Annotated in this window: 18 protein-coding genes, 1 tRNA gene and 1 pseudogene; 9 read left to right on the top strand and 11 right to left on the bottom strand. The window is 51.1% G+C overall.

The genetic code is table 11. From position 1 onward, the window contains the following. Positions 1-23: 23 nt before the first annotated feature. The 3 genes from Q0L28_RS01115 to Q0L28_RS01105 are packed head-to-tail and all read right to left on the bottom strand — an operon-like array spanning position 24 to position 3,720. Positions 24-1,658: a DNA repair helicase XPB gene (locus tag Q0L28_RS01115; protein ID WP_296630390.1), complete on the bottom strand. Its 1,635-nt coding sequence runs from the start codon at positions 1,656-1,658 to the stop codon at positions 24-26. Between the two features lie 38 nt (positions 1,659-1,696). Beyond that, a complete protein-coding gene (locus Q0L28_RS01110) occupies positions 1,697-3,439 on the bottom strand; it encodes a helicase-associated domain-containing protein (protein WP_296630386.1) in 1,743 nt (580 codons plus the stop codon). A gap of 23 nt (positions 3,440-3,462) precedes the next feature. Then, on the bottom strand, positions 3,463-3,720 hold the full coding sequence (locus Q0L28_RS01105) for a hypothetical protein (RefSeq protein WP_296630382.1): 258 nt from the start codon (positions 3,718-3,720) through the stop codon (positions 3,463-3,465). A 74-nt stretch (positions 3,721-3,794) separates the two neighbouring features. Here Q0L28_RS01105 and Q0L28_RS01100 point away from each other — a divergent pair, with 74 nt between their 5' ends. Together Q0L28_RS01100 and Q0L28_RS01095 are read left to right on the top strand one after the other, a co-directional pair. Next, on the top strand, positions 3,795-4,178 hold the full coding sequence (locus Q0L28_RS01100; protein ID WP_296630380.1) for a cold-shock protein: 384 nt from the start codon (positions 3,795-3,797) through the stop codon (positions 4,176-4,178). Then, positions 4,171-4,755: a DUF3027 domain-containing protein gene (locus Q0L28_RS01095; RefSeq protein WP_296630375.1), complete on the top strand. Its 585-nt coding sequence runs from the start codon at positions 4,171-4,173 to the stop codon at positions 4,753-4,755. The genes Q0L28_RS01100 and Q0L28_RS01095 overlap by 8 nt, the downstream gene beginning before the upstream one ends. Positions 4,756-4,869: 114 nt before the next feature. Here Q0L28_RS01095 and serC read toward each other — a convergent pair whose 3' ends face one another. Continuing rightward, the gene (serC, locus tag Q0L28_RS01090; RefSeq protein ID WP_296630372.1) at positions 4,870-5,988 is read right to left on the bottom strand and encodes a phosphoserine transaminase; all 1,119 of its coding nucleotides are present in this window, start codon (positions 5,986-5,988) and stop codon (positions 4,870-4,872) included. A 90-nt stretch (positions 5,989-6,078) separates the two neighbouring features. On the opposite strand from serC, the gene Q0L28_RS01085 reads away from it, so the two are divergent. The 3 genes from Q0L28_RS01085 (at position 6,079) to Q0L28_RS01075 (ending at position 8,601) form a co-directional block, all read left to right on the top strand. Next, positions 6,079-6,771, top strand: coding sequence for a metal-dependent transcriptional regulator (locus Q0L28_RS01085; protein ID WP_296630370.1), 693 nt, complete (start codon positions 6,079-6,081; stop codon positions 6,769-6,771). Between the two features lie 130 nt (positions 6,772-6,901). After that, on the top strand, positions 6,902-7,807 hold the full coding sequence (locus Q0L28_RS01080) for a C40 family peptidase (RefSeq protein WP_296630369.1): 906 nt from the start codon (positions 6,902-6,904) through the stop codon (positions 7,805-7,807). 290 nt (positions 7,808-8,097) lie between these two features. Continuing rightward, positions 8,098-8,601: an HNH endonuclease gene (locus Q0L28_RS01075; protein ID WP_296630368.1), complete on the top strand. Its 504-nt coding sequence runs from the start codon at positions 8,098-8,100 to the stop codon at positions 8,599-8,601. Positions 8,602-8,661: 60 nt separating this feature from the next. On the opposite strand, the gene Q0L28_RS01070 is transcribed toward Q0L28_RS01075, so the two are convergent. Continuing rightward, positions 8,662-8,733, bottom strand: a tRNA-Arg gene (locus tag Q0L28_RS01070). An 86-nt stretch (positions 8,734-8,819) separates the two neighbouring features. Between Q0L28_RS01070 and Q0L28_RS01065 the strand changes: the two genes are divergently transcribed. Beyond that, positions 8,820-12,500, top strand: coding sequence for a hypothetical protein (locus tag Q0L28_RS01065; protein WP_296630366.1), 3,681 nt, complete (start codon positions 8,820-8,822; stop codon positions 12,498-12,500). Between the two features lie 11 nt (positions 12,501-12,511). Here Q0L28_RS01065 and Q0L28_RS01060 read toward each other — a convergent pair. Both Q0L28_RS01060 and Q0L28_RS01055 read right to left on the bottom strand, forming a co-directional pair. Beyond that, a pseudogene (locus tag Q0L28_RS01060) lies at positions 12,512-12,715 on the bottom strand (FmdB family zinc ribbon protein); the annotation flags it as partial. Between the two features lie 4 nt (positions 12,716-12,719). Then, positions 12,720-13,298 (bottom strand): 5-formyltetrahydrofolate cyclo-ligase, encoded by a 579-nt coding sequence (locus Q0L28_RS01055; RefSeq protein ID WP_296630364.1) that lies wholly within the window; start codon positions 13,296-13,298, stop codon positions 12,720-12,722. A gap of 18 nt (positions 13,299-13,316) precedes the next feature. On the opposite strand from Q0L28_RS01055, the gene Q0L28_RS01050 reads away from it, so the two are divergent. The 3 genes from Q0L28_RS01050 (at position 13,317) to Q0L28_RS01040 (ending at position 15,409) form a co-directional block, all read left to right on the top strand. Then, the gene (locus Q0L28_RS01050) at positions 13,317-13,940 is read left to right on the top strand and encodes a GNAT family protein (protein WP_296630362.1); all 624 of its coding nucleotides are present in this window, start codon (positions 13,317-13,319) and stop codon (positions 13,938-13,940) included. A 53-nt stretch (positions 13,941-13,993) separates the two neighbouring features. Then, the gene (locus Q0L28_RS01045) at positions 13,994-14,647 is read left to right on the top strand and encodes a hypothetical protein (protein WP_296630357.1); all 654 of its coding nucleotides are present in this window, start codon (positions 13,994-13,996) and stop codon (positions 14,645-14,647) included. A gap of 87 nt (positions 14,648-14,734) precedes the next feature. Beyond that, complete coding sequence (locus tag Q0L28_RS01040; RefSeq protein ID WP_296630355.1) at positions 14,735-15,409, top strand: histone H1-like repetitive region-containing protein; 675 nt, start codon at positions 14,735-14,737, stop codon at positions 15,407-15,409. Positions 15,410-15,467: 58 nt separating this feature from the next. Here the strand turns inward: Q0L28_RS01040 and Q0L28_RS01035 are convergent, their stop codons facing one another. Genes Q0L28_RS01035 through Q0L28_RS01020 form a run of 4 tightly spaced genes read right to left on the bottom strand, consistent with a single transcriptional unit; the run spans position 15,468 to position 18,940 of the window. Further along, positions 15,468-16,361 (bottom strand): TIGR01777 family oxidoreductase, encoded by an 894-nt coding sequence (locus tag Q0L28_RS01035; protein ID WP_296630353.1) that lies wholly within the window; start codon positions 16,359-16,361, stop codon positions 15,468-15,470. Positions 16,362-16,365: 4 nt separating this feature from the next. Then, complete coding sequence (locus Q0L28_RS01030) at positions 16,366-17,202, bottom strand: aldo/keto reductase (RefSeq protein ID WP_296630349.1); 837 nt, start codon at positions 17,200-17,202, stop codon at positions 16,366-16,368. 1 nt (position 17,203) lies between these two features. Then, positions 17,204-17,482, bottom strand: coding sequence for a YciI family protein (locus tag Q0L28_RS01025; protein WP_296630348.1), 279 nt, complete (start codon positions 17,480-17,482; stop codon positions 17,204-17,206). 9 nt (positions 17,483-17,491) lie between these two features. Further along, positions 17,492-18,940, bottom strand: coding sequence for a phospholipid carrier-dependent glycosyltransferase (locus Q0L28_RS01020; RefSeq protein WP_296630345.1), 1,449 nt, complete (start codon positions 18,938-18,940; stop codon positions 17,492-17,494). Positions 18,941-18,942 lie beyond the last annotated feature (2 nt).

The following is an 18,942-nucleotide window of genomic DNA, read 5'->3' as shown; positions in this document are numbered from 1 at the left end:
ACCAGCGTGTTGCCTGTGACGTTTTACAGACTGTGAGCGTCGAGAATTTCGTAGCTGTAGCCCTGCTCAGCAAGGAAGCGCTGGCGGTTCTGGGCAAAGTCCTGATCTACGGTGTCACGACTGATGAGGGTGTAGAAGCTCGCTGTGCGCCCGTCGGCCTTGGGGCGAAGCAAGCGGCCCAGGCGCTGGGCTTCTTCTTGGCGGCTGCCATAAGAACCAGAGATTTGAATTGCCACGGATGCCTCGGGTAAGTCCACCGAGAAGTTAGCCACCTTTGAAACCACCAAGGTGTTTAGCTGACCGGTGCGGAATGCCTCGAACAAAGTTTCGCGTTCGCTGATTGGAGTTTCGCCCGTAATCTCGGGCACATCAAGCGCCGCTGAAACTTCGTGAATTTGGTCTAGGTATTGGCCAATGATGAGCGTTGGCTCACCCTTGTGCTTCGCAATCAATTCTTTGATCACTGGAATTTTGGTGGTTGAAGTTGCTGCAATTCGGTAGCGCTCGTCTTGGCTAGCAATTGCATAATTCAATCGCTCGGATTCCGGCAGATCGATGCGAACTTCATAACAGGCAGCCGGAGCGATGTATCCCTGCGATTCAATTTCTTTCCAGGGTGCATCAAAACGCTTTGGGCCAATTAGTGAGAACACATCGCCCTCTTTGCCATCCTCGCGAACCAAAGTTGCGGTGAGGCCCAGTCGACGACGAGCTTGAAGATCAGCGGTCATCTTGAAAATCGGTGCCGGCAAAAGGTGAACCTCGTCATAAACGATTAGCCCCCAGTCGTTTGCATTTAGCAAAGCCAGGTGTGCGTATTCGTTTTTGCGCTTGGTGGTAAGAATTTGGTAGGTGGCAATTGTGATTGGCTTCACTTCTTTGAGAGAGCCGCTGTACTCGCCAATTTCATCTTCGGTAAGAGTGGTGCGACGAAGCAATTCACTCTTCCACTGACGAGCTGAAACAGTGTTGGTTACCAAAATCAGGGTGTTGGTTTTTGCAACCGACATTGCCGCCGCGCCAACAATAGTCTTGCCGGCACCACAAGGCAGCACCACAACGCCCGACCCGCCTTCCCAAAACTTAGCCACGGCTTGGTTTTGGTAATCGCGAATCTTCCACTCGGTTTGCTCTAATGCAATTTGGTGCGGGGTGCCCTCGGTATAGCCGGCGAAGTCTTCGGCCGGCCATCCGAGTTTTAGAAGTTCTTGTTTTACCTGACCGCGGGCCCACGGCTGAATGCGAAAAGCTTCATTTGAAATTGGGCCATCGAGCAACTCTGCAATTTTTCGGTGACGGCTTGCCTCGGTAAGAATGGCGCGGTCGGTGGAGAACAATTCAAGTTCGCCATCGGCGCTTCGTTGAATTACAAGTCGGCCATAGCGGGACATGGTTTCTGCAATGTCTGAACGCACAGAACCTGGCACCGCAAACTTTGAATACTTATCGAGCACACCCAAAACGAAATCTGAGTCGTGGCCGGCAGCGCGAGCATTCCAAAGACCGAGACGAGTAATTCGGTAGGTGTGGATGTGCTCGGGCGCGCGCTCGAGTTCAGCGAAGATTGCCAAATCATGGCGGGCATCGGCGGCCTGAGGGTGGTCCACTTCGAGCAACGCAGTTTTGTCGCTCTGAACAATTAGCGGGCCCTCAGTCATCCTTAAAGCCTAACTCTCGCTGCCAACCCCAAGGTTGCCTAATCGAGAACAACTTTCAAAATGCTGGTCAATGGCAAAGTGCGTTCGATGTCTGCCTTGCGGTCTTTGGCGCGCAGGCGGCCGTTAGCTAGGCCAATCGGTTCGAGGGTGAACTCAATTTCGGCGCCGCTGTTGCTCTTCACAGTGGTGCGCATGCGGGCCTTGTTCTTGATGGCTAGCTGAATCTGTCTAAATACCTGAGACTCTGATTGGTCGTCGGCGCCTGGGTCACCCTGGCGAATGCGCTCGAGATCACGAACTACGGTGCTCACTTGGGCCGGCAATTCGGTTTCTGAGGATGCGTTGAGTGGTGAAATCACGTTGCCGGCTGAGTCAACTCGAACGGCAGCAAAACCCAGCTCCCGAAGGCCGAAATACAAAAGTTCTGGCTCGAATCGACTGGCCAAGGTGCCATCGGGTAGCGCGCGCAACGAGAACGGTTTCAACTTCTGCTCGTTGTTGATTTCGGTAATCAAAATTGGGTCGGTCGAGCGCAAGACGCTGCGAAGTGTTTCATCACCTTCAACAATCGTTAGGCGCTTGAATCGCTTTTCTGACTCATTGATTAGGTAATCAATCGGTTGGGGCAGAGCTTTACCAGAGAGCTCTTCGAGTGCCGTACGAATTTGTGTTGCGGTTAATCCAGTTTCAAGACCATGACTCATACTCAGCGCAGAGAGTCGATAGGTCGACGCCATACCAATTTGTTCGGTGTCGGCAAAGCGACGAATCAAAATTTCTACGTCGGTTGGCAGCGGGCCAGGTGCAATCAGCGTGAGGTCGGCTTGGCAAATAATTTTGCGCTGTGGTTCTGGCAGACGAGAGAGTGCAGCTTTTGATGCCTCGGATGCGTTGCCCAAAATTACCGCACGGCCCCACGAGCTGAGCCAGCCGTTTGCCGAGATGCCGATCAATGAAGCAAGGGTCGCTAACTTTACGATTTTTGATGCAACCGCGCCGTCGGCAAAAGGGTAAGTGAGACTCAACTGTTTTTCGAGCGAAACGGTTTGGTCGGTATTGCCAAGTGACGCAATCAATTCAATCGATGATGCATCGCCCAGAATGTTGCGCCAAGTTTTTGCAAGGTGTTCGAAGCGTTGTTTTTGACTCCAGTCCAACCAGTGTTTCGCAAGTGGGGTCAGGTGCCAACGCCCAGCCGAAACTGACATTAGATCGGCTAGATAGGCAAGTTCATATATTGCTTTGGCGTAGTCGTTGTTCTTTTTGAGGTGACTTGCCAATCGCTTAATTGCTGGCAGGCCAACGCTCTTTTTGCCCACCTCGGTAACCAGGCGCTGTTCCAAATCAAAAATCAATTCAGTGATAGCCTGCAGCGTTTCAAAAATCTCGATGCCGCAGTCGCGATCAATGTCGTTTTGATGTGGCGCAAAAGATTCTTGGTCAACCAAAGCTAGAGATTCGAGTTTTGCAAAATTGCCAAACGCTTCAACGGTTGATTCAAACGGTTTGTGCTCGGCATCGATTAGCAGCAAGCGTTGCAAACACGCGGCGGCGTCGCTATCCGCAGTTTGATTTTGAACCAACTGAGCAAGGGCTCGTGCCTGACGAAGTGGCAAACCAGAGATTGCCTGAGCCACATTATTTGGCTTGGTGATTGCCTCGGCCAGGTCGAAAAAGTCATTTAGCGAACTGGTGTTGATTATTCGTTCGGCTATGAGAGTTTGAAGCTGCTGGTCAGATAACTGACGCAGAGCAGCTGCAACCCCCAACAACTCGCTCATCGCTCTAAGTTTCTAATGCGCGATTACTTGCGGTTCTCGCGGGTGCGGCGTCGAATGCCAACAACCAGCAACAAAATGATGCAAATAGCGCCGGCCGCGAGGCCAAACTGCGGATAGAAAACCAAGATTGGAGGCAATACGGTTTTGCCAACTGTAGGGGTGGCTGAGCCGGTGGCTGCCATAACCAAGGCCACCAACATGGCCAAGATTGAGGTGCCGATTAGCCCAACGGCCATGTAGGCCAGGATGTTTTCGATGCGTGGGTTTGCTTGTTTAGCCATCCTTCTAGATTACCTTGGCCAGATGGCCAAACTCCCTTGTAAAATAAAGGTTTGAACTACGAAAGAGGTTTTTCATGCCAACCGGCAAAGTCAAATTTTTTGATGAAGACAAGGGCTTTGGTTTCATCGCATCCGACGAGGGTAGCGAGGTATTCCTTCACATCAGCGCCTTGCCTGCTGGCACAACCTCAGTAAAGCCTGGCACCCGCGTTGAATTCAGCGTGGCCGATGGCAAGCGGGGCGCACAGGCAATGACCGTGCGCGTTCTTGACGCACCACCAAGCTTGGTGAAGCTTTCTCGCAAGCCAGCCGATGAAATGGCTGTAATCGTGGAAGACCTAATTCGTTTGCTAGACAACATCGGTGGCGGCTTCAAGCACGGCAAGTACCCTGAGTCTTCAAATGGCAAAAAGGTTGCCGCGTTGTTGCGCAAGGTGGCAGAAGAGCTGGATGCCTAAATCAATTTCTGAAACAAGCAAGAGCGCTGCGCTTGCTGCAGCAGTTGCAGCGGCACCTCGAGCAACCGTCGGTTCGTTCATTGAAACAATCGACGAAGGCGACAACACAACTACATTCCTTTTCGAAAGCAAGCAAAAGGGTTACATCGGTTGGCGCTGGTCGGTAACTCTGTTTCAGAGCGACGATCAAACCGAGCCGACAATTTCAGAAGTTTTGTTGATGCCTGGCCCAGATTCACTCGTGGCACCAAAGTGGGTTCCATGGTCAGAGCGCTTGGCAGATTACAAAGCGTTGCAGGCAGAACTCGAAGCACAAGCGGCGCTTGATGCAGAAGACGAAGATGACGAAACCGACATCGAAGCCGAAGTTGTCGAAGACATGGTTGAAGAACTTGAACAAGTAGTTGACGGCAGTGAAGCTAGTGAAGCCAGCGAAGAATCAACTTCGGATGACCTAGCGGCCGCGAACTCGGAAGAGGGCCAAGACGCCCAGAGCGATGCCGAAGACACAGGTAAGAAGAAACCAAGATTTTTGCGACGCCGCAAGCGCTTCGGCAAAGGTAAGACAAAGAACTAGGGCAACTGTCCAAAACGCCAAGCCGATCAAGATAGCGCGCTTGGCGTTTGTCTTAACCGGAGCCGGGTCGGGCTTTCGCTCGGAATCTTTTACATAAAAGCGCATGTCATCAATCTAAGACAGTTCGCTAACAACAAAGTCAATTGCTTTGGTGAGCACCTTTACATCTTCAATTTCGGTTGCAGTGAATGTTGCAATGCGAAGTTGGTTGCGGCCCAACTTGCGATATGAATCAACGTCAACAATGCCGTTTGCACGCAACACCTTTGAAATGTCGGTTGCTTGGATCGCATCGTCAAAGTCGATGGTGACTACCACCTGTGAGCGGTGGTCTGGGTTCGAAACGAATGGAGTTGCGAAAGATGAGTTCTCAGCCCACTCGTATAGGTGCTTTGAGGCAGCCTTAGTGCGAGCATCGGCCCAAGCCAAGCCACCGTTCGCATTCATCCAGTCGATCTGTTCGGCCAAGAAGAACAAGGTTGCAATCGCGGGTGTGTTTAGTGTCTGGTTCAATCGAGAATTATCGATTGCAGTTTTGACACTTAGAAATTCCGGAATGTAGCGGTCGCTTGCAGCAATCTTTTCGGTGCGAGCAATAGCCTCCGGTGACATCAAGGCAAACCACAGGCCGCCATCCGAAGCGAAGTTTTTTTGCGGAGCAAAGTAATACACGTCGGTTTGTGTTGCGTCGAAGTCAATGCCACCAGCCGCAGACGTTGCATCGGTAAACATCAGCGAACCAAAGTCAGCACCGGCAACGCGTTGCACCGGGGTAACTACGCCGGTTGAAGTTTCATTCTGCGCGTAGGCGTAAGAATCAACGCCAGCCTCTGCCTGAAGTTCAAGGCGTGAGCCAGGTGTTCCATTAATCACGGTTGGCTTTTCTAGCCACGGATTAGTTAGTGCGGTTGCAAACTTGGCACCGAATTCACCGTGCACCAGGTTCTGCGCTTTTTTCTCGACCATCGAAAATGCTGCGGCATCCCAGAATGCAGTCGAGCCACCATTGCCCAAAACAATTTCGTAGCCCGCTGGGTTGTGAAACAACTCCATGAGGCCTTCTTGAACGCGCTTCACCAAGTTCTTCACCGGGGCCTGGCGGTGCGAGGTTCCCATGAGTTTTGCACCCTCGGATGCGAAGGCGGCGATTTGAGCTGGGCGAACCTTTGATGGCCCACAGCCAAAACGGCCGTCGGTTGGCAAGAAGTCACTAGGGATATTGATTTCAGACATGATTCGAGTTTACTTCGACCAATCAGATGCCCCGCTCTGCAACAATTGCTCAGGTAATCTGATTGCTGACCAAGGAAAAAAGGGGGCGATGTGACCGATCTGATTGATACCACCGAAATGTATCTACGCACCATTTTGGAATTGGAAGAAGAGGGCCAAATTCCACTTCGTGCCCGTATTGCCGAGAGACTAGATCAGTCAGGCCCCACAGTTTCGCAAACCGTTTCCCGCATGGAGCGTGACGGCCTCGTTGTAGTTAGCGGAGACCGTCACCTCGAGTTGACCAACGAAGGTCGACGCGAGGCAGTTGCAGTAATGCGCAAGCACCGTTTGGCTGAGCGCTTGCTTGCCGATGTGATTGGCCTGGAGTGGGAGTTAGTGCACGACGAAGCTTGTCGCTGGGAGCATGTGATGAGCGAGCAGGTTGAGCGCAAGATTTTGGCTCTTATTTCTTCGCCAGACATCTCCCCGTATGGCAATCCAATCCCCGGCTTAGATGAGCTTGGTCTCAAAATCAACCCAACCTTTAAAGAGGGTGTAATTTCGCTGGTTGACCTGCCTCGAGCATTAGCTGGGCAGAGCACCTACATTTTGCGCCGAATTGGCGAGCCTTTGCAGGTAGATATTGGCCTGCTGACCCAGATGAAGGACCTGGGCCTCGTTCCGGGGTCTGAAATCACCCTTGAATACAGCGAAAAAGCCGTATTTGTGGCCCAAAAAGGCCAAGAAGAGGGCCTTTCAGTGGATTTGGAGCTTGCCCTTCACCTTTTCGTTGAAGCTTAGGGTTGTTACCCTTTCGTAATAAATAACAGCGGATTCGGTAAACCTTAGGTAAACTGAACAGGTTGTTGTCCATGAACCTGGTTGGCAATGGATCGTTCACGATAGTGAATGAAACTTCGGAGGTTTCAATTTGGCAGAAAAAGCCACCGGCAAGCACCGCGCCGACGTTCAGATCAATGTTCTTGAATCATTCGAATTGCGCAGTCGCCGTTCGATTCGAGAGTCAGAGAAGAATCGTCTATCGCGCGCCGAGCGTCGCCTAGCTAAGAAGTTAGCTAAAGAAGACGCCAAGTTCTTTGCCGCACAAAAAGCAGCGCAGGCCAATGGCTCAGCGTTTGTCGTGCCTTCTGCAAAACCGGTGGCCTTTCACGCTCGCCGCTCAGTAAGAAACACCATCACAATGTCTATCGCGGCTGGCCTATTTGCCACCTTTGCGCTTCCGGCTTATGCCTACAACCCAGACGTTGCCGCTAGATCTCGCTTCACAACTACTAATGCTGAAGTAATTGCTTCGGCACAAGACACTCAAAATCTCACAGTTGCAGCAGTCAACACCGTGCGATTTGCTCGTGGCAAATACGAATCTGCGGATGCTGCCGAAATTGCCCGCCAAGAAATCGTGAACAACTACCGCACCTACAGTGGCCCAACTGCCGAAGACTTCGTGGCTAACCCGCCATACAGCACTTTGGATGGTGCCACCATCCTGAAGGTTGCTGCAAGCTATGTGGGCACTCCTTATGTATTCGGTGGTGCGACCCCTCGTGGCTTTGACTGCTCTGGTTACACCGCATTCGTCTTTGCTCAGTTTGGAATCGCTATGCCTCACAGCGTGCACGGCCAGGCTCGCATGGGAATTCTGATTAAGCCTGAGGATGCCTTGCCTGGTGACTTGGTAATCATGAATGACTTGAGCCACGATGGCATCTATGCAGGAAATGGCAACTTCTACCACGCGCCTCGCCCAGGTGACACCGTGAAGCTAGCCCCAATCTTCACCAGCAACGTGCACTTTGTGCGTTTGGCAACCAACTAATAATTCACCAAATCGTCATAAAAACACGCGGCTCACGCTGTGGCGTTTTTTGGCTAGCGGGTCTAATCTGACCGTAGGTATTAACTAATAATTGATTAGGTGATCTTAATGACTATGAATTTCGTGCCCGCCAAGCATGAATCTCATCCATGTCAATTTGATCAACCGAGTCAACAACTCGAAAAGTAATTTTGCGCCGTCATTTTTGACGGCGCTTTTTTATTGCCCGAAGCAGTTAGTGCCTAACCGAAAGCCCAGAATCCGTCTGGGCGTCTTCGAAAGGAAAACGGATGCGCACTTTGGTATTGAACGCAGGCTATGAGCCACTAGCTGTGGTGTCTTTTAAACGCGCCTTGATTTTGGTGCTGAATAACAAGGCCACCATTCTTGCCGGGGCAGCCAATCAGGCCGTGCACAGTTCAAGCCGTGAATATGCCTTGCCTTCGGTGATTTTGCTTTCACGTTATGTGCGAATCCCGGGAACCCGTTTGATTCCGGTCTCACGTCGTGGTGTGCTTCGCCGCGACAACCACCGTTGCGCATATTGTTCCCGCAGTGCCAACACCGTTGATCACGTGCAACCAAAATCTCGAGGTGGCCGTGACACCTGGGAGAACTTGGTGGCCTGTTGCCTAAAGTGCAACAACGTGAAAGGCGACAAGACGCCCGCCGAAATGGGTTGGCAATTGAATTTCACACCCCGCATGCCACAGGGCACCACTTGGATGGTGCGCGGCGCCGAAAGATTCGAACCTGAATGGAATCCATACTTGGCATTCGCCCAAGCGGCCTAGACGCAAAGGTGCCCCCGAGAACGCATCGCTAATTTTCGGTTTCCTCGGCCTTCGGCCGAGTGCCCCCGAGAAGAATCGAACTTCCGCACAAGGTTTAGGAAACCTCTGCTCTATCCACTGAGCTACGGGGGCAAACTCGCTCAAATATACCGCGGGCATTGCTGAGTGCTCGGGCAAGCCTAAGCCCATAAGCAGGGCTCAAAAGTTAGGCTCTTTGCATGTCTGACAACAATGAATCTGCAAGCGAAATTTCGCAGGCTCAGTGGCATGCCTGGAGGACAGAACTTCAATCGATTGGTGCAACCAATCCGCTGCTCAATTTTGAAGCCAACAGCTTCGGTCAGATTGATCTAGAGCGAAGCCATCCGGGTGGCTTTTCACAATTTGTGACAGGCGGTCAAACACTTCTTTCAAATTTGGTTCGAGACCCGTTAGCTTTTTCACGAGCCCTATCGGCCGCGCGCAGAATCAAAGCTAAAGGCGATCGCCTTTCAAATCACTTTGGTATTGAATCGCTACACCTGGTTGGCGGCATTGCAGATTTCACTGCCGACGGTTTCGATCTTCAAACCCCGATTTTGATGTGGCCTGTGTCGCTAAACAAACGTGGCGACGATTATGAAATTGGAATTGCTGGCAAACCGAGTGTGAACCCAAGTTTTGTGGAAGCACTAGCGAATTGTTATTCCATTCGGTTGAACGAAGCTGAGTTGTTGGCTCGCCAAAATGAAAGTTCAGACCTGGTTCCGGTTACGGTTTTGAACTACTTAGCTAACCTCACCGCTGCTAACTCAAAACTTGATTTACGACGCATTTTGGTGATTTCAAATTTCACAACCGCGCCTTCAGCAATGCTTGCTGATTTTGAGACAACCGACACTGCTTTGTTGCAGCGTTTGGTTGGAGCACCTGGAGATGGATTGCCAGAGGTAGCGATTCCTCAGTTGAATTTGGTGGTTGACGCCGACGCCACCCAGATGCGAATTGTTGCCCGTGCTCTGGCGGGTCAAAGCTTTGCGGTTGAGACGTTGCCAGGTTGTGGCTACTTGCAGACGGCTATCAACGTGCTGACCGGTTTGGTTTTGGAAGGCAACCGCGTTTTACTGGTCGCTCCAAGAAGGCAAACCATTGATGAACTCACCGATCGCTTATCGTCAATAGGTTTAGCCGGTCTCGCGGTTCGCTCTCACTCAACCTGGGTGGATGTCATCTCGGCTATCTCGAGAAATGAAAAAGCCCAACCTGCAGATGCCCTGGCACCTAGAGAAAATCGAATTATCGCCGAGCAGAAACTTGACGAGTATTTTGTTGCGCTAAATCAAACTGATGAAGAACTTGGTGTGTCGATTGCTCGAGTTTTTCGCGAACTATCATCGCTCAGTGCAATGCCTCACCCGCCACTAACCAACGCTCGAATTCCAAAAGATCACTTGCTGCGTCACCTTGATCGCGCTGAAGCCTTGGCCATGGTCAGCGAGGCAGAGGAGCTGGGTGAGTTCAGGTTTGGTCCACAAGATACCGCTTGGTATCAGGCACGGTTTGAATCTCCCGCCCAAGTTGAGCATGCAATTAATTTGGCTAAAAAACTTCGTGATGAAAAGTTCCCGTCGCTGTCAAACGCTTTGGCTGAATTCACACAGAAGGTTAATTTCAAACCCGCCGACTCGGTTGAAGACTGGGGCGTCTACCTAGAACTATTTGTTGGCATTCGGGAGACGCTAGACAAATTTGTTGCAGATGTCTTTGATCGCCCATTGACTGAACTTATTGCTGCAACTGCCGGCCGTCGCGGGGTCGACAAGAGCGAGCGCAGCAGCATGTCTGGCGCAAATCGCCGCCGGTTGAAGAAATTGGCAAAAGAATATTTGCGCCCGGGAATGCACACCTCAGACATGCACGCTTCGCTTATTGCAATTCAAGAGCAACGTGAACAGTGGAAACTGTTTTGCCAGGTTGCGACGGCACCTCAAGTGCCATTAGGTATTGCCGATGCGCAGGTTGAATACCAGGCATTCGTTGCCGACCTCGAAACATTGCAAGGTCACCTCGACGCAGAATCAGACGAACCTGCGTTGGTTAAATTGCCACTGAATTTGCTCAAGTCAAAACTGAATTCTCTTGCCGAACATTCAGATGCCCTAGAGAATCTTGGCGAGCGATCGATGCTGGTTGCTCGACTGCGCGAGGCTGGCCTTGGCGGGCTTGCGCGCGACCTGGCCAAATTGCACGTTGCCAAACAAAACATTGCTGTCGAGTTGGAGCAGGCCTGGTGGCAATCTGCCCTCGAAGTTTTGGTTTCACGCGATGAAGCCATCTTGGGTTTCTCTGCTGAACAGTTAGAGGCGAATGAAGAGAACTTCAGAAATGCCTATGACTCTCAAATTCAAATTGGTGCGTCGGTGTTGGCAGCCGAATTGGCAAACCGATGGCACGCAGCGTTGAAGCAGTCGCCAAGCGAGGCCGCGTCATTGAAAGTTTTGCTCAAATCAGGAAAAGCTTCTTTTGCTGATGCCAAGTTGGCGGCGCCAAACATCTGGCCAATAATTGCTCCGGCGCTAATCGCTTCTCCATACGAAGTGCCAAGCAGTTTCGACAAGTCACAAACTTTCGACGTTGTGATGGTGCTCGATGCAGCCGGTTCAACCATCGCTGAGAACCTGTCTGCAATTCGTCGGGCTAAGCAGTTGATTGCATTTGGTGACGACGCCATCGCAATGCCTACCGGTTTTGAAATCGAACCGAAGCCAAGCGCCCTGCAAAAGCCTGACCCTGCAAGCTCGGTATTCGATGAAACACGCAAAGTTTTTGGCACCGAGGTGCTGCGCCGAAGCTACCGCACCACCAGCCAAACGCTTGCCGCTTTGATTAATCGAGAGTTCTATCAAAACCGCATCGGATACCTGCCTTCGGCTGCAGAGTATTTTGGCGAGTCAAATTTCTTGCTAGATGTTGTGAGCGAAGGCAACCGCGCTAAGACAACCATCGAAGGTGCCACAGAGAGCCTTGATGCCGAAGTTGATCGCGTTGTCGAATTAGTTTTCAACCATGCGCTGTGGCACCCCGAGCAGTCTTTGTTGGTGGCAAGTGCGTCGGCAGTACACGCTGAACGAATTCGCGCGGCAGTTGCCAACGGATTGCAACAACGCCCACAGTTGGCAGAGTTCTTCGAAGCTCACGGTCGCGAAAAGTTCGAAGTGTCTCCGATTTCAGACCTCACTCACCGAGTTGCTGATCGTGTGATTTTTTCTATCGGTTTTGGGCGAACTTCCCATGGTGCGGTTCTTTCAAATTTTGGTCAATTGAGCGAAGCCGATGGTCGTCGCAATCTAGCGAATTTGTTAGTTAGCTCGAAGCGACAAATCACTGTGGTTAGCTGCTTTGGCCCAGAAGATGTGCCTACTGACCGCCTTAGCAACGGGGCAGTATTGCTTGCTGATTTGCTCACCGCAGCAACTGCAACCGCTTCGAACAGTGCATCAACCAGTGATCCAATGCTTGCCGACTTAGGTCTGCGCCTAAAGAAATTGGGTGCCAGGGTAGAAGAGGGCTATTCAAAAGAACTGCCGCTAATCGCAGCCTTCGCTAAAACTGCAATCGTGATTGAACCTGATTGGTCAATTCCAGGTGAGAATCGCACTGAGCGATTCAAGATTCGTCCAGGACTGATTCAATCTTTGGGATGGAAGTATCAACGAGTATTTAGTTTTGAACTTTTCTCAGATCCGCAGGCTTTGGCAATCAGAATTGCTGAGGGTCTGGGCATGCAGGTTTCTAAGCGGCCACTGCCATTATTTGACGCGGCTGACCGCGCCTTTGAAGACACAGATGCTGCTTGGGGTGACCGCACCGAATCGAATGATTCACGCTTGCGACAAGACAAGCCGCCACACTGGGGCTAGTCGCTTTTTGGGCTACTGCTCGATGAAGGGCCAGAGCCGGATGCAGAATCGGTGCGGTAAAAACCGCTGCCTTTGAAGGTGACCCCGAGTGAACCATAAACCTTGCGCAATTCGCCCCCACATTTTGGGCACACTTTCAAAGCGTCATCGCTAAATGACTGCTGAATGTCGAAGGTGTGCTCGCAGGCCTTGCAAGCATATGAATAAGTGGGCACGAATCTATTTTAACCGCTGATTGAACCGCACGGTTTGGCTTGGAGTCACCACGGCATCAATCGGCTTATCGTGTGGCTCTGCCGGAATGCTTTCAAGCAGTTCTTCGTCGTAGACCACAGCCACTAGAGGGGGTGTGCTGGTCAGTGTTGCCAGATAACGGTCGTAGAAACCTTTGCCCTTGCCAATGCGGTTGCCCTTTTGATCGATGGCAAGCGCAGGGACAATCATGAGGTCAACGTCAGAGGCGTCGACGATTTCGCCTACTGGTTCGTGGAATCCAAATATTCCAGGTGCTGTTACGCCATCGAAACGAATCCACTCAAGTTCGCCTGACTCTTTTGAGACTGGCGCAAGAACCTCGATTTGCTGGTCGAGTGCCCAATCGATGAACAGCTCAGTGTCGGGCTCGTTGCCGAATGCTAAATAGCAAGAAATTTTCTTCGCACCATTGATTAGGCACAACTCGGCAAGTTCTGCATTTAGGCCAGCCGAAAGTTCTGGGTCAAAACTCAATGCATCGCGGCGTTGTTTTAGGCTCGCACGAAGTTCTGCCTTGCCGCTTGCTGCGGTGAATTCATTCATGGCACTAATCTTGCCATCGTGGCCAACTCTTTCGCACTAGCTCATGGCAGTGTGCTGCTTCGCATCTTGCGCATGAAAGATGTGAAGCAATTAGAAAAACTAATTCTTGGCAATCGCGAATGGTTGAGGCCGTGGGAAGCCACAAATCCCTATGGCCCGTCTTCTTTTGACATCAAATCACAAGCACGCGGCCTGCTGAAGCAAATGGATAACGATGAAGGACTCCCGTTTGTGATTGAGTACGACGGAATCGTTGTGGGGCAACTAAATGTTGCGAATATTCTTTGGGGTTCAGTAAGTAGTGCAGTTATTGGCTATTGGTTAGCCCCTGAGGTAGCTGGGCGTCAGGTGGCCCCAACTGCAGTGGCGTTAGTTATGGATTACCTATTCAATGTTGTTGGTTTGCATCGAATTGAAATAGACATTCGCCCCGAAAACGAAGCTTCAATTCGCGTGGTTGAAAAATTGGGCCTTCGCTATGAGGGGCTCAAGGAGCGCTACATACATATCAACGGCGCATGGCGAGATCACTATGTATTTGCACTCACCCACGATGAAGTTCGAGGTGGAGTTTTAAACCGATGGCAGCGCAAAGAAGTGCCTGCAATCGAGTACCCTTTCAGAAAAACCAGCTGGGGTTAAACACGCCCCTTTAAATCACCGGATAACTGCTGCCCGGCACCTAACTTTGAAGCATGAACTTCAACGGATCTGGTGGCTTGTTGTTTTTGATCATCGCCGGACTCTGGCTTTGGGTGTTCGTGCCAACCTGGTTCAAGAGAAGCCATGAACGCCAAATCGAGAAATCGGTGGTCAAGAACATCAAAACCGAAATAAATTCGGTCAAATCCCAAAAAAATATTTCAAGGTCAATCACCCAAAATGCAGAGCGGTTTTACCGACTCAACACAACCAAGCGCATCTTTTCTTCGTTGGTTGCAATCGCAACAGTGGTTGCTTTCTGCACTGCATACTTAGCAACAACTTCACCTCTCTATTGGGTGGCGTTTGCCGCCAGCCTTGCAGTTGCCGCAGTTGCAATGCTTGTTGCAGGGGCTGCTCGCAAGCAGATTGCTGTGCTGGTAACACGCTCAAACAGGGCTAGAAGCGCTATTTTTAGCGAAATTTCCCATGTTGAAAGCAGCGAGACTCAAAACGAACTTGCATTCGAAGTTGATCCTCGTGCTTGGTCGCGAAACCCGTTGCCTGCACCGCGTGAGCGCATCGGTGAAATTTCAAAAACAGTTTTGGCTGATGTAGTTGCAATTGAAAAAGTTGAAACGAAAAAGAAAACCTTGTCTCAAGATGAGCTTGATGACATTCTTAAGCGCAGACGCGCGAACGGTTAGAAAAAAAATAATCACGACACGCTGACATAAATAAACACCTATTGTCGGTAGTGTTTTTATTGCACTGAGAAAAAACAGGAGCTAAGTATGGGGATTCTTGACAACGCAAAGAAAATCTTTGCTAAGAACGCAAACAATATCGCTAAAGATGCAGGAAAACTTGCAGCTGAAGTTGCTGATGAAGCAGCCAAGGCAGCAGTCGACCTCGAGAAGAAAGTAGATGAAACTGTGGCACTAGTAGAAAAGAAGGTCGCAAAGACCGCTAAGACAGCAACACGCGCAACCAAGACTGCAGGCACTGCAGTTAAGAAGGCTGCCGGCACCGCACGCAAGACAGTTGTAAAGGCCGCTGCAAAGCCAGCTGCTAAGAAGACTGTTGCGCGCAAGCCTGCAGTTAAGAAGGCAGTTGCTGCTAAGAAGCCAGCTGTTCGCAAGACTGCTGCTAAGCCAGCAGCTAAGCCAGCTGTTCGCAAGACTGCTGCTGCAAAGCCAGCTGCTAAGAAGACTGTTGCGCGCAAGCCTGCAGTTAAGAAGGCAGTTGCTGCTAAGAAGCCAGTAGTTCGCAAGACTGCTGCAAAGCCAGCGGCTAAGCCAGCTGTTCGCAAGCCTGCAGTTAAGAAGGCAGTTGCTGCTAAGAAGCCAGTAGCTCGCAAGACTGCTGCAAAGCCAGCTGCAAAGAAGACCGTTGCTCGCAAGCCTGCCGTTCGCAAGACCACTGCAGCTCGCAAGCCAGCTGTTCGCAAGACTGCTGCAAAGAAGTAATAGCGCTTAACTAAAAACCCCGCCGGGCAACCGGCGGGGTTTTTATTTGTCTAAATATTTATTTAGCCGTGACCCAGGCGGCAGCCGACTTTAAGTCTGGGTGCGCAAATGTAAAACCAGTCTTCAGCAATTTTTGTGCTGACATGTTTTGACTGGTTAGCAATAGTTCAGTTGCAGCTTCACCCAGTAACAGTCGAAGAGCCCAACCAGGAACATTCAGCAGGGTTGGTCGCTTTAGGTTTTTGCCTAACGCGCGAACGATCTGCTTGCAGGTTGCTGGTTCAGGCGCGGTCAAGTTGAATGGCCCAAATGCACTTTCGGTATTGATTAGATGAATGATTGCCGCAGCCTCATCAACAACCGTGATCCAAGCCCAAAATTGCTTGCCTGAACCCAAGGCTCCTCCAATGCCAAGTTTGATCAGGGGCAGCAACCGGCCAAGTGCCCCTAACTTTCGAGACATCACCATGGTGGTGCGCACCAAAACTACGCGAACATCCTTTGGTGCCTTTTGTGCCTCGCGCTCCCAATTTGCTGCAAGGTCACTCAAAAAGCCGGTGCCTTTGGTTGCCGATTCACCTAAGAGTTCAGCACCTCGGTCGCCATAAAAACCTGAAGCTGAACCGCTGATGAAAACGGCTGGTCGCTTAGTTGCTTTTGCCATTGCTTTCACAAGAGTTCGCGTTGAGTTGATTCGGGAGTCAACAATTTCTTTTTTGTATTTGCGGGTCCAAGGGATTCGCCCGGTTGTTGCTCCGGCCAAGTTGACAACCGCATCTACGTTCTCGATGACATCATCTGGTAAAAACAGTTCGTCTGGATTCCACTGCACTTCGTTGGGTGCTTTGGCAATTCGACGAACAAGCTTGATTGGCTCGTGACCCTGATCGGTGAGTTGTTTCGCAAGTTCAGTTGCAATCAGTCCACTTGCTCCAGAAATTAAAACACGCATTCGATTATCCAAACTCGTCAGGGTTCATGCCGGTGCGCATGCCTGAATCTAGGCCTGCGATTGTTGCCATTTGTTCTTCAGTTAGCGCGAAGTCAAAGACGTCGATGTTTTCAGCCAAGCGAGTTGAGCTGGTTGTTTTTGGAATAACCAGGTTGCCCAGCTGAATGTGCCAGCGCACGATGATTTGAGTCACGCTTTTGTTGTGTGCCGCGGCCAACGACTGAAGCGCTTCGTTGTCTGCAAACTTTCCTCTAGCCAATGGGCTCCAGGCTTCAGTTGCAATCGCATGCTTTGAGTCAAATTCGCGCACTTCTCTTTGTTGCAAGCCGGGGTGCATCTCTACCTGGTTTAGGGCAGGCACGGTTCCGCCGGCGGCAATTAGTTTTTGCAGATGAGCAGGTTGAAAATTTGAAACTCCAATGCCACGGATTTTGCCGCCCTTTTGTGCCTCTTGAAAAGCGGCCCAAGTTTCGACAAACAAATTTTGAGTTGGGCAAGGCCAGTGAATCAACAACATGTCAACGTAATCGATGTTCAGTCGGTCAAGACTTTCATCAATTGCAACGAGCGCCTCGTCGTATCCTTGGCGGTCATTCCAAATTTTCGTCGTGACAAAGAGTTCTTCACGGGCCAGCCCGCTTTCACGAACTGCCTGACCAACTTCGGCTTCGTTTCCATAAAGCGCGGCAGTGTCGATTCGGCGGTAGCCGGCATCCACAGCGTTCTTAATTAAGTCAACGGCGATGTCTTGCGTGACTTTGTAAACGCCAAGGCCAAGTTGTGGAATTTGCTGACCGTTGTTGAGTGTCAGCAGCGGCATTTGCTCTGGTGAGAAGGTCATGTTAACTCCAAGGCCCAAACAGCGGATTCCATTCCTCGATTACGCGTTCTTCGATGACACCAGCGATGTCAAACGGGTCGCGGTCAAGGAGTCGAGCGAGTTCGTCGAGTTGATCGACCCTAAAAATCAGTAGTGCACCGGGCACTGAAACCTTTGGTCCGCTGGCAAGCAGAACACCTTCTTCAAGCAACTGGCTCAACCATTCGCGGTGCATTGGGCGAATTTCGGCGATTACCTCAGGTTCATTGGCGTAAGTGTAGGTGACGGCATAAGTAGGCATGCCCTAAGCCTAAATCCAAGAAGGTAACCACATGTGAACAAGCCAATAAGGGTAGGGAATCCAAGTGCCAATCCAAATGGGCAAGAAGAACACGGTGAGTGCGCTGGCTAGAACTACGAAGCCAAGCAGCCACACCTTCGCGCGAGCTGCTCGTTCTGGGTCGGGTTGGTAAACATAAATTCGCCACACATAAAGCAGAGACAAAATCATCCAAGGCAAAAATGCGATGCCATAAAACTGAAACACGGTTCGACCCATGAAGAAAAGCCAAGGCACATAGCCAGCCACAAGTCCTGTGGCAATTAGCGCTGCGGTGCGATCGCGGGTTCGAATAAACCAAACCACTAAATAGACCACAGCAACCGCACTTGCCCACCAGATCAGTGGATTGCCCAGTGCGGTGATTGCCGATGAACAGCCCGCTTGAAATTCGCAGCCGTTTTCGCCCACCGCGGCACCTTCATAGAAGAAACTGGTCGGTCGAATCGCCAACAACCAAGTGAGGGGGTTGGAGGCGTAAGAGTGAGGAGTGTGCAACCCGACGTGAAATCCGTAGGCACTCTGGTGGTAAGTCCAAAGGGCGACCAGCCAATTAGATGAGTTGTTGCGGTCGTAACCGTCGCTGCCAATAATCCAACCAAGCCAACTCGCCAGGTAAACAATTAGCACTGCCGGCAAAGTAATTAGCAGCGAGATTAGTCCTTGGCCAAAAATACCCTTGCGTGCCCAATGCTCTTGATCGGCGGCTCGTCGGTCGAGCACATCGGTGAGCACAACATAAATGCCGAAGACCGCAACAAAGTAAAGGCCCGACCACTTGACTGCGGTGGCCGCTCCCAGGGCCAGGGCCATCGCCAGCAACCACGGCTGGCGCCAGCTAACTACGGATGTGTCTCGCGAATTGATATGCCGCAGCATGAAGTAGAAAGCCAGCAGGGCAAAGAACATCAAAATGTTGTCAAGCAAAGCAGTGCGCGAGAGCACAATGGCGTGCCCATCGATTGCAAAAATCAACCCGGCGGTAATCGCCCAGGTGTGCGACTTGAAAACCAGCTTGGCAATAATCATGAGCAGTGCCACTGCCGCGATGCCTAGAACTGCAGTTGCGATTCGCCAACTGAATGGATTCTCGGCACCGAAAACCCACATGCCAAAGCCGATGATCCATTTGCCTAGCGGCGGGTGAACTACAAAACTCGGATCAGTTAGAAAGTCATTTACGTGGCCGCTTTCGAATGCGGCATTTGCATCTGCGGGCCAAGCTCTTTCGGCACCCGTGTTCCAAAGTGTCCAGGCATCTTTGACGTAATAGGTTTCATCAAAAACTAATTTGCTCGGATACCCAAGATTCCAAAGCCTGAGCACAGCCGCAATGGCCAAAACAAACCAAAACCCAAATCGGTTGTATGCCCGGCGCAAGGTTGAATCAGCCATGGTTTTGGTCAGCAGAGCAATCACGA

Source organism: Rhodoluna sp. (assembly GCF_024639375.1).
GTDB lineage: Bacteria > Actinomycetota > Actinomycetes > Actinomycetales > Microbacteriaceae > Rhodoluna.
Note: the sequence above shows the minus strand (reverse complement) of the source record. Positions and strands in the feature narration are given on the sequence as shown.

Excerpts from the sequence above, each read along its gene's own strand:
- serC (WP_296630372.1), bottom strand. The coding sequence starts at position 5,988 with ATGTCTGAAATCAATATCCCTAGTGACTTCTTGCCAACCGACGGCCGT.
- Q0L28_RS01025 (WP_296630348.1), bottom strand. The coding sequence starts at position 17,482 with ATGCCTACTTATGCCGTCACCTACACTTACGCCAATGAACCTGAGGTA.
- Q0L28_RS01105 (WP_296630382.1), bottom strand. The coding sequence starts at position 3,720 with ATGGCTAAACAAGCAAACCCACGCATCGAAAACATCCTGGCCTACATG.
- Q0L28_RS01075 (WP_296630368.1), top strand. The coding sequence starts at position 8,098 with ATGCGCACTTTGGTATTGAACGCAGGCTATGAGCCACTAGCTGTGGTG.
- Q0L28_RS01030 (WP_296630349.1), bottom strand. The coding sequence starts at position 17,202 with ATGACCTTCTCACCAGAGCAAATGCCGCTGCTGACACTCAACAACGGT.
- Q0L28_RS01055 (WP_296630364.1), bottom strand. The coding sequence starts at position 13,298 with ATGAATGAATTCACCGCAGCAAGCGGCAAGGCAGAACTTCGTGCGAGC.
- Q0L28_RS01065 (WP_296630366.1), top strand. The coding sequence starts at position 8,820 with ATGTCTGACAACAATGAATCTGCAAGCGAAATTTCGCAGGCTCAGTGG.
- Q0L28_RS01035 (WP_296630353.1), bottom strand. The coding sequence starts at position 16,361 with ATGCGTGTTTTAATTTCTGGAGCAAGTGGACTGATTGCAACTGAACTT.
- Q0L28_RS01100 (WP_296630380.1), top strand. The coding sequence starts at position 3,795 with ATGCCAACCGGCAAAGTCAAATTTTTTGATGAAGACAAGGGCTTTGGT.
- Q0L28_RS01115 (WP_296630390.1), bottom strand. The coding sequence starts at position 1,658 with ATGACTGAGGGCCCGCTAATTGTTCAGAGCGACAAAACTGCGTTGCTC.
- Q0L28_RS01110 (WP_296630386.1), bottom strand. The coding sequence starts at position 3,439 with ATGAGCGAGTTGTTGGGGGTTGCAGCTGCTCTGCGTCAGTTATCTGAC.
- Q0L28_RS01095 (WP_296630375.1), top strand. The coding sequence starts at position 4,171 with ATGCCTAAATCAATTTCTGAAACAAGCAAGAGCGCTGCGCTTGCTGCA.
- Q0L28_RS01045 (WP_296630357.1), top strand. The coding sequence starts at position 13,994 with ATGAACTTCAACGGATCTGGTGGCTTGTTGTTTTTGATCATCGCCGGA.
- Q0L28_RS01040 (WP_296630355.1), top strand. The coding sequence starts at position 14,735 with ATGGGGATTCTTGACAACGCAAAGAAAATCTTTGCTAAGAACGCAAAC.